This is a genomic window from Klebsiella oxytoca NBRC 105695 (assembly GCF_001598695.1).
GTDB classification, from domain to species: Bacteria; Pseudomonadota; Gammaproteobacteria; order Enterobacterales; family Enterobacteriaceae; genus Klebsiella; species Klebsiella oxytoca.
The window spans coordinates 430,134-445,123 of the sequence record NZ_BCZK01000001.1 but is presented as its reverse complement, the minus strand read 5'-3'; the positions used below and the strand labels follow the sequence as shown (position 1 = coordinate 445,123).

The 14,990-nt window shown below is 56.7% G+C and carries 12 protein-coding genes; 3 read left to right on the top strand and 9 right to left on the bottom strand.

Annotation, left to right across the window (positions count from 1 at the left end; all coding sequences use genetic code 11):
* Positions 1-22: 22 nt before the first annotated feature.
* The 4 genes from fadD to yoaA all read right to left on the bottom strand — a co-directional run bounded on the left by fadD (position 23) and on the right by yoaA (position 5,218).
* The gene (gene fadD, locus KO1_RS01945) at positions 23-1,708 is read right to left on the bottom strand and encodes a long-chain-fatty-acid--CoA ligase FadD (protein WP_085955773.1); all 1,686 of its coding nucleotides are present in this window, start codon (positions 1,706-1,708) and stop codon (positions 23-25) included.
* A 208-nt stretch (positions 1,709-1,916) separates the two neighbouring features.
* Entirely contained in the window at positions 1,917-2,501 is a 585-nt protein-coding gene (locus tag KO1_RS01940; RefSeq protein ID WP_004103275.1) for a Slp family lipoprotein, read from the bottom strand.
* Positions 2,502-2,544: 43 nt separating this feature from the next.
* Positions 2,545-3,240: a tRNA (adenosine(37)-N6)-threonylcarbamoyltransferase complex dimerization subunit type 1 TsaB gene (tsaB, locus tag KO1_RS01935; RefSeq protein WP_064351659.1), complete on the bottom strand. Its 696-nt coding sequence runs from the start codon at positions 3,238-3,240 to the stop codon at positions 2,545-2,547.
* A gap of 67 nt (positions 3,241-3,307) precedes the next feature.
* Positions 3,308-5,218, bottom strand: a complete 1,911-nt coding sequence (gene yoaA, locus KO1_RS01930; RefSeq protein WP_004103279.1) for a DNA repair helicase YoaA — start codon at positions 5,216-5,218, stop codon at positions 3,308-3,310.
* Positions 5,219-5,350: 132 nt separating this feature from the next.
* On the opposite strand from yoaA, the gene KO1_RS01925 reads away from it, so the two are divergent.
* The gene (locus KO1_RS01925) at positions 5,351-5,695 is read left to right on the top strand and encodes a RidA family protein (RefSeq protein ID WP_004113724.1); all 345 of its coding nucleotides are present in this window, start codon (positions 5,351-5,353) and stop codon (positions 5,693-5,695) included.
* A 167-nt stretch (positions 5,696-5,862) separates the two neighbouring features.
* On the opposite strand, the gene KO1_RS01920 is transcribed toward KO1_RS01925, so the two are convergent.
* From KO1_RS01920 to KO1_RS01900, 5 genes are read right to left on the bottom strand one after another with little or no spacing between them, the layout of a single operon-like run.
* Positions 5,863-7,005: an alginate lyase family protein gene (locus KO1_RS01920; RefSeq protein ID WP_004103283.1), complete on the bottom strand. Its 1,143-nt coding sequence runs from the start codon at positions 7,003-7,005 to the stop codon at positions 5,863-5,865.
* 7 nt (positions 7,006-7,012) lie between these two features.
* Positions 7,013-8,107: an ABC transporter ATP-binding protein gene (locus KO1_RS01915; RefSeq protein WP_004113726.1), complete on the bottom strand. Its 1,095-nt coding sequence runs from the start codon at positions 8,105-8,107 to the stop codon at positions 7,013-7,015.
* Between the two features lie 10 nt (positions 8,108-8,117).
* Positions 8,118-8,957: a carbohydrate ABC transporter permease gene (locus tag KO1_RS01910; RefSeq protein WP_004103286.1), complete on the bottom strand. Its 840-nt coding sequence runs from the start codon at positions 8,955-8,957 to the stop codon at positions 8,118-8,120.
* A gap of 9 nt (positions 8,958-8,966) precedes the next feature.
* Positions 8,967-9,908 carry a carbohydrate ABC transporter permease gene (locus KO1_RS01905; RefSeq protein WP_004103287.1) on the bottom strand — a complete coding sequence of 314 codons (942 nt, stop codon included), beginning with the start codon at positions 9,906-9,908 and terminating at the stop codon, positions 8,967-8,969.
* Positions 9,909-9,919: 11 nt separating this feature from the next.
* The gene (locus KO1_RS01900; RefSeq protein WP_024274392.1) at positions 9,920-11,209 is read right to left on the bottom strand and encodes an ABC transporter substrate-binding protein; all 1,290 of its coding nucleotides are present in this window, start codon (positions 11,207-11,209) and stop codon (positions 9,920-9,922) included.
* Positions 11,210-11,735: 526 nt separating this feature from the next.
* Here KO1_RS01900 and KO1_RS01895 point away from each other — a divergent pair.
* Both KO1_RS01895 and KO1_RS01890 read left to right on the top strand, forming a co-directional pair.
* Complete coding sequence (locus KO1_RS01895; protein WP_004103289.1) at positions 11,736-12,974, top strand: alginate lyase family protein; 1,239 nt, start codon at positions 11,736-11,738, stop codon at positions 12,972-12,974.
* A complete protein-coding gene (locus tag KO1_RS01890; RefSeq protein WP_024274393.1) occupies positions 12,974-14,986 on the top strand; it encodes a heparinase II/III domain-containing protein in 2,013 nt (670 codons plus the stop codon). The genes KO1_RS01895 and KO1_RS01890 overlap by 1 nt, the downstream gene beginning before the upstream one ends.
* The last annotated feature ends 4 nt before the right edge of the window (positions 14,987-14,990 follow it).

The window sequence follows — 14,990 nt, the reverse complement described above, 5'->3', positions numbered from 1 at the left end:
CGTCTGGCGATTCACTCTTAGCTCAGGCTTTATTGTCTACTTTAGCACGGGCTTCGTCACGCAGTTCTCGACGTAAAATTTTCCCGACGTTGGATTTCGGCAGCTCATCGCGAAACTCAACCAGCTTCGGAACCTTGTAGCCGGTCAGCTGGCGACGGCAGAAAGCGATCAGCATCTCTTCCGTCAGCGTCGGCTCTTTCTTCACCACGAAAATTTTCACCGCCTCACCGCTGCTTCCGGACGGTACGCCAACCGCAGCAACCTCCTGAACCCCGGAATGCTGCATTACCACATCCTCGATTTCATTCGGATAGACGTTGAAGCCCGAGACAAGGATCATATCTTTTTTGCGATCGACGATACGCAGGAAGCCCTCGTCATCCATCACCGCGATATCGCCGGTATGCAGCCAGCCGTCCTTAATGATTTCAGCGGTAGCATCAGGGCGCTGCCAGTAGCCCAGCATCACCTGTGGCCCTTTCACGCACAGCTCCCCCGGCTCTCCCGGCGCAACTTCATTATCGTCATCATCCACCAGCTTCGCTTCGGTGGACGGCACTGGCAGGCCAATACTGCCGCTGTGATAGTCGATATCGTGCGGATTGACGCTCACCAACGGCGCGCACTCCGTCAGGCCATAGCCTTCCAGAAGATACTGCCCGGTCAGCTTAACCCAGCGCTCCGCAACGACCTGCTGTACCGGCATTCCGCCGCCGGCGGAGAGATGCAGTGAAGAGAAGTCGAGCTGCTGAAACTCTTTGTTGTTAAGCAGCGCGTTAAACAGGGTATTGACTCCGGTCATGGCGGTGAAGGGATATTTCGCTAGCTCTTTGACCAGGCCTGGGATGTCGCGCGGGTTGGTGATCAGCAGGTTTTGCCCGCCCAGTTCAATGAACAACAGGCAGTTCATGGTCAGCGCAAAGATGTGATACAGCGGTAGCGCGGTAACAACCAGCTCTTTGCCGCGATGCAACAGCGGCCCGTAGGTACCGTTCACCTGCTCAAGGTTCGCCAGCATATTGCGATGGGTCAGCATTGCCCCTTTCGCCACGCCGGTTGTGCCGCCGGTATATTGAAGAAAAGCGAGATCCTGAGAGACGATTTCCGGCTTAATGTACTGCATGCGGTAACCGTGCTGCAGCGCGCTGCGAAACGAGATGGCGTCCGGCAGATGGTATTTTGGCACCAGCCGTTTAATGTACTTCACCACAAAGTTAACCAGCGTCCCTTTCGCCGTGGAAAGCTGATCGCCCATGCGGGTTAAAATCACGTGCTTGACCTGGGTTTTATCAACCACCTTTTCCAGGGTATGCGCAAAGTTGGAAACGATCACAATGGCGGCGGCGCCGCTGTCGTTAAGCTGATGTTCCAGTTCGCGCGGGGTATAAAGCGGATTGACGTTCACGACAATCATGCCAGCGCGCAGGATACCAAACAACGCCACCGGATACTGCAGCAGATTAGGCATCATCAGCGCGACACGGTCGCCTTTTTGCAGGCCTAACCCTTCCTGAAGATAAGCGGCGAACGCGCGGCTGCGCTCCTCCAGCTTGCGGTAGGTCATCACCTCGCCCATGTTAATAAAGGCCGGCTGGTCGGCATAGCGGCGGACGGCGTGTTCAAACAGTTCAACCAGGGATTGATAGCGGTCAGGGTTTATCTCCGCAGGAACGTCTGCGGGATAACGGTTTAGCCAAACCTTTTTCACTGCATCACCTCTGAAATAGTTATTCGTCGTCATCACAACCCCTGATCAACAAACATTTTGTTAACATTATATTAACTCAGCGTACCAGTTTATTAATTAGGCGTTTTACAGGTTGCGAAGCGCGTCACTATTTATTTTTCTTATTTGACTGAAAACGAAGAAACAGCGGACCAGCCGCTGTTTCTTTGAACTTACAAAAACTACAAAATCATTCAGTTACAACGTTTCTGACTTCGGCAGGACCGGGATTATACCAGCCCCAGCCGCCGTATCCGTAGCCCCACGGGCGCGGGCCGAACATCCACGGGTCCATCATCGGCTGCGGCGGCATGACCACCTGCTGGACAACGTTCCAGCGCTTGTAGCCCGTAGCGTTCATCAGCATGAATTTATACGGCGTATTGCCGACTTTACCGTCGACGACGCCGACGATCGGGCCAACCACGGTGACCAGCTGCCCGCGAAAATCCACCGGGTCGATAAAACCGTTTACGTCGGCAAAGATACGACCTCGCGACGGCTCGCCCAGCTCCGGACGCGCGGCGCCGTCAAGCTGAACGGTGGCAATTTCCAGGCGGGTTTTACCCTGCTGATTCTGCACGCTGACGACCTTCCCGCCAAAGCGCGCTTCCTGACCGACATACAGCTGCGGCGCGTTCATCACGCGAACTAAATCCTGCTGCGGCGTCGGGGTGGTGCCCTTAATGGCATCCGGTACCGAAGCGCACCCGCTCAGCGCAGCAACCACTGCTGCCGCGACTAACCAACGGACTACCGTTTTTTGACCCGCCATGACGCGACTCCTTCCTTCTTCTCAGACATATAGTTACTGAGATTCACTCGCGGCCAGGAAGTTTCTTCCACGCCACTTCATTGCGTAAATAAACTGGTTCAGCGTGTTCAACGGCCACGGTTTTTCCCACCGTAAACAGATGGCAAGCCAGCGGCAGCATATCCTGCGCGTCAGGAAGCTCAATTTCGCCGTCGGCGAGCGTTAAGCCGCAGCCGGTAGCCATATCCGGCCACGCCTGCCAGCCGGTGCCGACGGTAGCCCACTCCCCCTCCAGCTGCTGCAGACGCTCGCGAACCGCTTCCGGCTTCAGCACCGCTTCACTCTCTTCGCCGTGCCAGATGCCCTGTTCATCGCACTGATATTCCGCCCAGTAAACTTCGCCCATTCTGGCGTCGATGGCGGCCAGCACGCGGGTGGCGCCGGTTTTTCGCCATGCGCCCTGCGCCATGGTTGCCAGCGTGGACACGCCGATCATCGGCAGCTCGGCCCCCAGCGCCAGGCCCTGTGCAATTCCGATACCAATGCGCACGCCGGTGAAGCTGCCCGGCCCACGGCCAAAGGCCAGCGCGTCAAGCTCGGTTAATAGCGTGCCGCTTTCATTGAGGACATCCTGCACCAGAGGCAGGATACGTTGGGTATGTTCGCGGGGGCAGATTTCAAAATGAGCACTGAGGGTGCCATCATTCCACAGCGCCGCGGAGCAGGCCTCCGTGGCGGTATCGATAGCTAAAATTCGCATGGGTTGTCGCGCTCTCGCTCTAGCAGATTGACAAAATGGCGCGCAGCTTACCACATTTTGCGCCGGATTACCTCGCCGACGGCACCGCAAGAAAACGCACCGCCCGACGGATATCGCGCGTGCGCGGCGCAGGCGGAAGGCTCGCGAGGAAGACGGCGCCATAGGGGCGCATAACCAAACGGTTGTCGCAGATAACCAGGACCCCGCGATCGTCGATGTCGCGAATCAGACGCCCCACGCCCTGTTTGAGGGTGATGACGGCGTCCGGTAGCTGGACCTCATCAAAAGGATCGCCGCCGCGCAGGCGACAATCCTCCATCCGCGCTTTCAGCAGCGGATCGTCCGGCGAGGTGAACGGCAGCTTGTCGATAATCACCAGAGAAAGCGCATCGCCGCGCACGTCCACCCCTTCCCAGAAGCTACTGGTCGCCACCAGCAGCGCATTTCCGGCGCTGACGAATTGCTGTAAAAGCTGGCCTTTGCTGGTTTCTCCCTGCAGGAGAACCGGCAGCGTCATGGTGGCGCGAAACTGTTCCGCCAGGTCGCGCATCATGGCGTGCGAAGTGCAGAGCATAAAGCAGCGCCCGTCGTTGGCTTCAATCAGCGGTTTGAGCATCGCCGCCAGATGTCGCGCGGCGCCGGGCTGGTTCGGTAACGGCAAATTGCGCGGCACGCACAGCAGCGCCTGGTGGGCATAATCGAAGGGGCTAGGGAGCAGCAGCGTTTGCGCGTCGCCTATGCCCAGACGATCGGTAAAGTGGTGCAAATCGTCATTGACCGATAGCGTCGCCGAGGTGAAGATCCAGCTCCCGGACTTTTGCGCCATCACCTCTTTAAACTTATCCGCCACCGTCAGCGGGGTCAGCGCCAGGGTGAAGTTGCGGGAAGTACACTCATACCAGTAGCTAAAGCCGGGCTGATTGGTCTCTTTTAACCGCTTCAGGCGGCCTCGGTATACGGTGGCCCGCTCAAAAGCGGCATCGAGCAGCGCCGAGCGGCCCAGCGACAGCTTTGCCACGTCGTAACAGAGTTCGAGCGCATCATCAAGCAGCAGCAGCGAGCGCTGAATATTGTTATCCGCCAGCAGCTCGCGCAGGTTGCCGCGATAGCCGGGCTCCCCCAGCTGCAGACGAAAATCCTGCGTGCTCTGGGCCAGGCGGTCGGCGCACTTCTGCAGCTGCTGGGTGTCTTTAAGTTCGGTGCGATAAGCAATAGTAATATCTTTCGCCAGGTCCATCAGCTGGCGGCTGGAGAGCGACTGGCCGAAGTACTGGCTGGCAATATCCGGCAGCTGATGCGCTTCATCGAAGATCATCACTTCCGCTTCCGGAATCAGTTCGGCAAAGCCGCTCTCTTTGACCACCATATCGGCGAGGAACAGATGATGATTGACGACGACCACGTCAGCATCCATCGCCTTTTTCCGCGCTTTCACCACAAAACAGTCTTTATATAAGGGGCAGTCGCTGCCGAGGCAGTTATCGTTGGTACTGGTGACCAGCGGCCAGGCCTGGGAATCTTCGGCCACGCTAACGCAGGTGCTGATATCGCCATCGACGGTCTGGTTAGACCACGAGCGCAGCAGAATGACATCGCTGAGGGTTTGCACCGGCAGGTCGCCACCGGCGAGCGCCTGCTGTTCCAGACGCTCCAGGCACAGGTAGTTCGAACGCCCTTTCAGCAGGGCCAGTTTACCGGTGAAGTTCAGCGCTTTAGCGACAGTGGGTAAATCCCGACTGTAGAGCTGATCCTGTAACGCTTTCGAGCCGGTGGAAATAATGACTTTCTTGTTGGCGCGTAGCGCAGGCGCCAGGTAGGCGTAGGTTTTCCCGGTCCCGGTGCCCGCCTCCACCACCAGCGGACGAGTTTCTTCAATTGCACTGGCGACGGCGAAAGCCATCTGGCGCTGCGGCTCGCGCGGCTTAAATCCGGCAATCGCGCTGGCCAGCTGGCCGTCTGCTGCAAAATCGTCGATCACATTACCCCCTGGTTATTTGGACAGTGATTATGTCAGGGTGGAGGGGTTTTCGCCAGTGCAGGTAGTGACGCAGATGAAACATTATGGCAGTCTTGCCGCAGCTTAATGAACCGGAACAGAGAGGAAATAAACATGACCATTACGCGTATTGATGCCGAAGCCCGCTGGTCTGATGTGGTGATTCATAACCAGACGCTGTACTACACCGGCGTACCGTCCAACCTCGATGCCGATGCCTGCGCGCAAACCGCTGATACGCTGGCGCAGATCGATGCGGTGCTGGAGAAACAGGGCAGCAGCAAATCACGTATTCTTGATGCGACTATTTTCCTCGCCGACGGTGCAGACTTTGCGGCGATGAATCAGGCCTGGGATGCATGGGTCGTCGCCGGTCATGCGCCGGTACGCTGTACCGTACAGGCGAAACTGATGAATCCGAAGTATAAAGTCGAGATTAAAATCATCGCCGCAGTGTAAGACAGCCGAGGCCCCGTAGCCCGGGCAAGCGTAGCGCCGCCCGGGAAGAAGCCGCGCCAAAGCCGCTATCCGGCGCATTCCCCGGATAGCGGCGTAAACGCCTTATCGGGCTACATATCAGCCAGGCCGACCAGGCACAGCGCCGTCGGGAGGCAAGAAGCATTGTTCTATCCGCCCGGACACCACATCAGTTGCTCCTTTAACTGTAAGGTCTCCTGGGGCACACACTTCAGCGCATCACGATAGCTGGCAGACTGCTTTGCATAACCCCGCACTGACTGCAGCAGTACGCGCAGCGCGCTATCCCACACGATCCCCTGCAGATCGCTGTACGGCCAGAGCTCCGGCTCGCGAATAAACGGCACCAGATAGTCGATGCCCTGCTTCACCCCTCGCCCGTCGCGGATGGTGTTCCAGCGATCGAACTCAACATGTTCGGCGTAGCGGTTGAGCAGCAGATGCGCCTCCAGGTTAAATAGCGAATAGTGGAACGGGATGGTGCGTTCCAGCTCCATCGTTTGTCGGCCATCCTGGTCAATCTGCGCCGCCATACGCTGGGTAATTCCCTGCTCAATGATCCGCGCCGCCAGCCCTTTATCGCCATAGAATAACGCGTTAACCGTCCGCTGGGCGTCGTACCAGGTGCCGTGGTTATTGTGCCAGACGTACTCTGAGTGGCCGATTTCGCTGTAGTACATCCAGTGGTTAAAGTCGCGGAACCACTGGTGCAGGCCGATAATATCATCGGTATCAAGCACGCTCGCCGTGTTGATCAGGCCGATGGTATCCACCACCATCCACATTAAGCGAGTATCGATAAGCCCGGTGCCGCGACCGGATACAATCCCCGGGATCGCCTGGCCGTAGTTCAGATGCGGATTCATCCGCGTGTCAGCATCCAGGAACCAGCAGCGTATTTGCGTAGCCGCGGCCTGCGCATACTGGCGCTGGCCGGTAAAGTACCATGCCAGCCCCAGGGTCAGGCACCGTTCGCACATGCGGATAATGCGCGAGGTGTCCGTATCGTTGTTTTCACATTGCGGATTGATATGCCCGTCGCGACGAATATAGGGCAGCCCGTTGGGCCGCCGCGGATTCGGCCACCAGTAGGTGCCCAGACTGTAGTAATCGTGCGCGTCGCCGCTGGCCGGGCGCAGCTTTTTATGCACCACGCTTTCCGGCGCCTCTCGACGCAGGATGTCGGCCTCTGACACCAGCTTGCTTAACGCCAGCTGCAGCGGCGAGAACGGCTGCTTTAAGCCCGCCCGGGCGTTTTCCAGGCAGGTTTCGTCAAGGGTGTACAGCTTCATCGCCACCTTAGTTTTCCTCCCGGCACGCTATGCGCTGGCCGCTTTGTCCATCGAACAGGTGCACGCCGGAGAGCTTCGGCTGCAGCCAGATCTTATCGCCCTCTTTTACAGCCAGACGCTGTTTGAACACCGAGGTAAACGCTCCGCCGCCGGTATCGCAAAACAGCTGCATATCCGAGCCGGTATTCTCCACCGCCGTCACCTTCGCCGCCAGCGCATCGTCGCGCGCTTCGTGGACGACGTTGACCTGCTCAGGGCGAATGGCGTACACCACCTGCTGACCGTCGGCTACCTGAAGGCCAGCGGGCAAAGCCAGCAGCGAGCCATCTTTCAGACGCAGGCTGGTGGCGCTGCCGTTCAAAACCACGACGCCCGACAGCTGGTTAATCTCCGGCGAACCGATAAAACCAGCGACGAACAGATTCGCCGGCCGGTCGTACAACTCCAGCGGCGTCCCCGCCTGCTCAATGCGCCCATCGCGCAGCACCACGATCATCTGCCCCATGGTCATGGCTTCAATCTGATCGTGGGTGACGTACACCGAGGTGGTTTTCAGCCGGCGATGCAGCTCGCGAATTTCGCCGCGCACCTGGGTTCGCAGCTTGGCGTCGAGGTTGGAGAGCGGTTCGTCAAACAAAAACACCTGCGGCTTACGCACGATCGCCCGCCCCATCGCCACCCGCTGGCGCTGGCCGCCCGAGAGATCCTTCGGCAAGCGCTCCAGTAGCGGTTCGAGCCCCAGCAGCGCAGCGGCTTCATTAACCTTCTGATTAATCTCCGCTTTCGGCAGGCGCGCCATCTTCAGGGCAAAACCCATATTTTCACGCACCGTCATCTGCGGGTAGAGCGCATAGCTCTGAAACACCATCGCAATATCGCGCAGCTTCGGTTCTACCTCGGTAACGTTGCGCTCGTTAATATGCACCTCGCCGCCAGAGATCTCCTCCAGGCCGGCGATCATGCGCAGCAGGGTTGATTTCCCACAGCCGCTGGGGCCAACGAGAACGCAGAATTCACCGTCCGGGATAGTCAGCGACACGTCTTTAATGACGTGCGCATCACCATACGATTTACGCACGCTATTCAGTACAACAGATCCCATTGGTCACTCCTTATCCTTTGACTGCGCCGGACATAATCCCGCGGTTGAAATGTTTTTGCAGACCCAGATAGACGATGATGCTGGGGAGCATCGCCAGCAGCGTAATAGCGATAAAAATGTTCGGCGTGATGCTCTCATCGGTACGCAGCGTGCCGAGGATCACCGGAATAGTATTCAGGCTGTCCTGGTTAACCACAATCAGCGGCAGCAGGTACTGGTCCCAAATCATAATGAAGCCGAACGTCACTACCGTACCGAGCGCCGGTTTCACCAGCGGCAGAATCACATGGAAGAAAATCTGCCATTCGTTGGCGCCATCTATCCGCGCCGCCTCTTCCAGCTCTTTCGGTATCGCCGACATAAATTCGGTCAGGACAAAGATGGAGAAAGCCCAGCCAACCACCGGCAAAATCATCCCGAGGTAGCTGTTGTAGAGCGAGGCATCGATCAGCGGCAGTCGCCAGTTAATAATCATGTACAGCGGAATGGCGATGACCTCTTCCGGCAGCATCATGGTGGACAAAATCACCAGGCTCACCAGCGCCACGCCGCGAAACTTTTTCCGCGCCAGGGCATACGCCGCCAGCGCGCTGACCGACACCTGTAGAACGGTGCCGAAGAACACCACCAGGATAGAGTTCAGCAGGTACTGCCAGACGCCGATATCCATCCACGCAAAGATGAAGTTTTCCAGCGAGAACTGATTCGGCCAGGCCAGCAGCTCGCCCGGCTTCACCGGCGCACCGCTGAAGGCCGTGGCCACGATGCCCCAGAACGGCCCGACGAAGACAATCAGCAGCAGCGCGTAAATGCACCAGCGCCCTGCTGTATCCCAACGTTTACTTAACATCGCGGCTCCTTAGTAACGTGCGATACGTTTTTTCAGCGTCAGATGACAGAGGGTTAATACAACCGTAAAGGTGAACAGCAGAAACGACACCGCCGAGGCGTAGCCATAGTCAAACTGCTCAAAACCCAGTTTGTAGATATGGGTCATCACCATTTCCGTGGCGTTAGACGGCCCTCCGCCGGTGGTGGCGTACACCTCGGCGAACACGCGGAAACCGCGGATAAAGGAGAGCATCAGCACCACCGAGAGCGCCGGGATCATGCCGGGCAGCGTGACGTAGCGCAGACGATTCCACCAGCTGGCGCCGTCGACGTTCGCCGCATCGTATAAATCGCGGCTGATTCCCGCCAGACCGGCAATAAAAATCACCATGTTGTAGGGCACCGCTTTCCAGATATGCAGCAGCATGATGACCCCCAGCGCCTGATCGGAGCTGGCAAGGAAGCCCTGATCGGCGACGCCAAACCAGCTGAGGATGTGGTTAACCACACCATTGGGCGTCGGGTTGAACAAAATGCGCCACATTTCGGCGACGATTGCCGCGCTGGTGACCGCGGGTAAAAAGATGGCGGTTCGAATAAAGCGCAGATGGCGCGCCGGGCCTTCCAGCAGCATGGCGAGGAAGAAGGCCAGGATAGCCGCGGCGAACATCGTTACCACCACGTACAGCAAAGTGTTCACCACCGCCGCGTGCAACTCTGCGTCGGCAAAAGCGCGGGTGAAGTTATCGAGTCCTACCCACTCGTTCGGCTGATTAAAGTTGACCTTGTAAAAGCTCATCACCAGACCCTGAATCATGGGGATAAACTTAAACCAGCTGAAAATAATCAGCGCAGGCGCCAAAAACAGCCACGGGATCAGCGCCCGCTTACGCTTTGCACTCAGCCATCCGGTTGAGTCAGGCGAAGCGGCCTGCTTTATCGGCGAGGACTTCGTCTCATGCAGCGTCATCACTTGTGTCCTCAGTTAGCCAGCACGTTTTGTTTTTTCAGCTCAGCGTTCACCTTGCCGTCGATAGTTTTCAGCTCGCCGGCGATATCGCTGCTGCAGTCGGCAAAAATCCGGTTAAAACCGTCGGCGGCCACCTGACGTACCGGCGTCCAGTTAGGAATTTGCGGCACGTAGCGTCCCTGTTCATTGTAAAGTCTGGCGAAAGTTTCCCAGCGCGCGTCCTGATAAACGGCTTTGACGTCGACGTTCTTATTCACCGGCAGGCGCACCACCGGTATATGCTGGCTGCCTTTACCCATGCCGATCTCCTGGCCTTCCGGCGAGATCATGAATTCGATAAATTTACGCGCCGCCTCTTTCTGTTTACTGCTCTTCATCATAAAGACCGTGGTGCCCTCCGCGAGAGTCGCTTCGCCTTTTGGCCCCACCACCGGAACCACTTCAAAATTGTCTTTACCGGGATCTTTATCGAACAGCGCGATATGGTACGGGCCGCTAAAGAACATGCCGCTTTGCCCTGAGCGGAAGGATGGAATAACGTCGGCGGTGGTGGCGTTAATCGCCCCCGGCTGGGTGACTTTTTCGCACATCATGGTGCGTATAAAGGTCATCGCCTGAGCCACTTCCGGCGTATTGAGCGAGGCGCTGAACTTTCCGCTCTCTTCTTTAACGAAATCACCGCCAGCCTGCCAGATAAAGCTGCTCATAAACCAGCTGGCGTAGCCGCGTGTCGTGGAGGCGGGAACGATAAAGCCGTAGGTATCATTTTTGCCGTTGCCGTCGGGATCCTGGGTAGTGAAGGCTTTCGCCAGGGTCTGGATATCATCCCAGCTCTTAGGCTGCGGCAGCCCCAGTTTTTCACGCCAGTCTTTGCGTACGAACAGCGCGAAGGTTTGCGCTGAAGTCGGTACGCCGTAGTATTTGCCGTCGATATAGCGGGTACTTTTCCAGGCCGTCGGGAATAGCTGGTCGCCGCCGGCGATCGCTTGCGGGTCAATTTCTTCGGCAATACCCAGCTGGATAAACTGCCCCAGCGAAGCCGCATCGTTAAAAATCAGATCGGGTAAGGCGTTGCCCGCCGTGGCGCGCGCCAGCCGCTGTTCAAAGTCGGTAGTGGCGTTGAAATACGCGATTTTGATACCGGTTGATTCTTCAAATTTTTCCGCTTCTTGTTTGTAGATATTTTTCGAGTCGTTGCTGGCGCGGATCCAAACGTTGAGGGTGGTAGCCGCATAGCTTTGGCTAAGGCCGAGCCCGAGTGCGGTGAGAAGTAATAGTGAACGTAATTTATTGGCAGACATGATGGCATATCCTTTATTGTAGGGCACAAAGGTAATTAAATTCTTAATTAATACACAGCAAGGTATTTGAATATCGCTAAGACGTTAATAAAGCAGACGTAAGAAATATTTCCCTTCATTAGATAGAAATGTATTTCCCAATACAACCACACTAAAAAGAAATCGCGTTTCAAAAATCAAAAAATAGAAGCAGATCACATCAAGAAGTGACAAAAAAGGTGACACAAATAAAATATCGAATAATATCAATAAATTATAAATTTACTGATTTTGTTAAAACATTCAAAAAATCTGGAAAAAGGCGAAATTGTGTGACGGCGGCAGCATTAAAAACGCCATTATTTATCCATGACAATAAGTTTGATGGATATCACAAAAAAAATCACTTTGTCTTTTACACTGCACGCCATCGAATATTCAAATAGTTCGCCTTTAATTAAACCGCCTGTTTTATGCGTCATTAAAATACGCGACAGGTATAATTCTGTTGTTATCTTTTCTCATATTATGCAGAAGGGTTATCACTATGATCTCAATACCTCGCCGAGGTTTGTTAGGCATTGCGCTGTTTTGTTCCGGCCTTAGCGCCTCCTCATATGCCGCTGAGCCGTACACGCTCGACGGAAAGGATTTAACCTTTAGCCGCCAGCAGATTGCCGCGAAAGATCCGCTATTCGTGCAGGCGCAAGCGGCTTTGCAAAAAAAAGCCGATCTGGCGCTCAAGCATCCGCTGTTCTCGGTGATGGATAAAACCCTGGTCGCCGCCAGCGGCGATAAGCACGACTACTATAGTTTCCCTCCCTACTGGTGGCCGAACCCTGATACGAAAGACGGACTGCCCTATATTCGTAAGGATGGGCAAACCAACCCGGATGCCAATAGCGATGCCACCGATAAAAACCGCCTGGTGAAGATGAGTAACGACGTATCAACCCTTGCGCTGGCGTGGTACTTCACCCAGGACAATCGCTACGCGCAGAAGGCGGCGGCCCAGTTGAAGAGCTGGTTTATCGATCCACAAACGCGCATGAATCCCAACCTGCAATATGCCCAGGCCATTCCCGGCATTAATACCGGACGCGGTATCGGCATTATTGATAGCCGCGCGCTGGTAGAGGTGGTGGATGCTATCGCCCTGCTGCAATCCTCAGAGGCGCTGAACGAAAACGACGTTAGCGCATTAAAGCAGTGGTTTGGCGAGTATTACCAGTGGATGACCACCAGCCAGAACGGTTTCGAAGAAGATAACTGGCACAACAACCACGGCAGCTATTTTGATATGCAGGCCGCGACCTTCGCCCTGTTTAGCGGTAAAACTGACGAGGCGAAACAGCGCCTGTACATCACCCAGCTGCGACGAATTGCCGGGCAATTCGACATTGAAGGCCGCCAGATGGGCGAGCTGGAGCGCACGCGTCCGTGGCACTACAGCAATTTCAACCTTGAAGCCTATAACCGACTGGGTCGTCTGGGCGAGAAGGCGGGCGTCGATATCTGGAACTTCACCCTCGACGACCATAGCCTGCGCAAAGGCTATCAATACATCGCCGGGTTTATTAACAGCGATACGCCATGGCCCTGGAAAGACCTTGATAAGATGGACGACAAGAAAGCGCTGCGCAATATGGCCACCGCCGCGCATGCCTGGCCGGAAGATCCCCTGTTCCGCGCCAAAGCGCAATGGTTAAGAGCGAAATATCCCGACGATATCACCACGCTCATTGTTCCGCTTTCCCCATCGTCAGAGGTCAGGGATAACCGCTAATGAAACAATTTTCTGGACTCTGGCCCGACATTGCCAGACGTGCAGCCGGCGATAGCGGTCTGCTTGAACGGCTGGTGCAGGAAGCGCAACCGCAGCTTGACGCGACGGCGCTCATTCCACAAACGGGGATCGCCAGCTGGAACCTCTACTATTTTTGCCCCCATCACGGCGTGCGGCTGACGTGGCGGGCGGATATGCCTCATCGCCACGCCTGCCCGGTTGATGGCGAAATTTTCAGCGGTGAGCCGTGGGACGGCGCATGGTGGCGAGAAATGAACGGTCGTAACGCCAGCGCCTGTCAGCAGCTTGGTCTGATATGGCGGCTGACCGGCGAAACGGCGTATCGCGATAAAGTTCGCACGCTGCTGATGGGTTACGCTGACGTCTATCCCGGCTATCAAATTCACGGTGATATTCCCAACAACGGACCGGGGAAGATGAACGCCCAGACGCTGTGTGAAGCCAACTGTATTCTGGAGATGACGCTGGGTTATGACTTTATTCGCGACGGCTTAACCTCCGCCGAAGAGCGGCATATTCGCGACAACCTGCTGCGCTGCGCGGCAACGTTTCTACGCGAACACCGCACTGCGCAGATTCATAATCACGAAGTCAAAATTAGCGCGGCGCTTGGCGTTCTCGGTTTCGTTCTCGAAGATGAGAGCCTGCTGGAATTCGCCGTTAACCAGCCTTACGGCCTGCGCTGGCAGCTGGAAAAGGGCCTGCTGGCGGAGGGGCTATGGTTTGAAGGTTCGATTCACTACCACTACTACGCGCTGCAGGGCTTTTTTGCCTTTGAAAAACTGGCGCGCGGCACTCGCTGGAGCCTGCTGGATGGCCCCTGGTATCAGCCGATGCTGAAGTTCCCGCTGTCGCTGCTGCTGCCGGACGGAACCTTCCCTCGCCTCAACGACTGCCTCGCCGGACAAGAAAAGCTGCGACACCGGGATCTGTACGAATTCGCCTGGTTTATCTGGCGTGACCCGCTCTACGCCGCCGTGCTGCAGTTTATTGAAACGGAACCTGATGTCCGCGAGACCTTGCTGTGGCGCAACCAGCCGCTGCCTGAAACGACGCAGGCGCTCATTCCTCAGCAATCGCTGTTTGCGCCAGGCGCGGGGCTCACTCTCTGGCGGCGCCCGCAGCAGGCGCTGCTGATAAAGCACAGTCCCTGGGGCGGCGAACACGATCATTACGACAGGCTGGGGCTGATGCTCTGGCATCACGACGGCTGGCTGCTCCCGGATATGGGCACAACCGGCTACGGCGCGAAAATGCACTACGACTACTACAAAAACAGCGCCACCCATAATACGCTTTCCGTCAATCAGACCAACCAGCCTCCGGCCAATCCGCAGGTATCAGGCTGGCATATGGATAGCGACGCACTGTGGCTGGACAGCGAGGTTGACTGGGGCAAGCCGCCGCCGGAGCTAGACAGTCATAGCCGCGTCGAGTGGGACGCGACGGCCTGGCGAGATGTGCGCTTTCGCCGTCGCCTGCTATGGCTTGAAGAGGTGCTGATCGATCTCTCTACCGTAGAGAACCCGCATCGCCAGCAGCTCGACTGGACTTTGCACCTGGCGGCGCAGGCGTTGGATCAGAGCGGCACGCCGCAGCCCTTTTCGCTCAGCGGACCGCTGCGGCATATGGCCAATGCAACCATGGCGCCGCTGAACGGCTGCCAGCCGCGCCACTTTGCGCGCGACGGCGATACCGTTGCGCTCTGGCTTTCCGGTGATGGTGAACTCTGGCAGGGAGTGGCGCCCGATAACCCGGCGACTCACGATCTCAGCTATCTGGTCATACGCAGTCACCTGCCGCAGGCGCGTTTTGTCTGCCTGTGGGATTTTGCCAACAGCGCACCGCTGACGGAAGTGCAAGTGAATCATACGCCAGTCGGGACGCAAATTACCTTCTGGCGCGGCGAGCGCGTGACGCACGTGACGCTTTACGACGCCCCCGGGAAACGACCCGATGCGATCTTTCCGTTCGCGGAAAGCGGCACCTGATCTC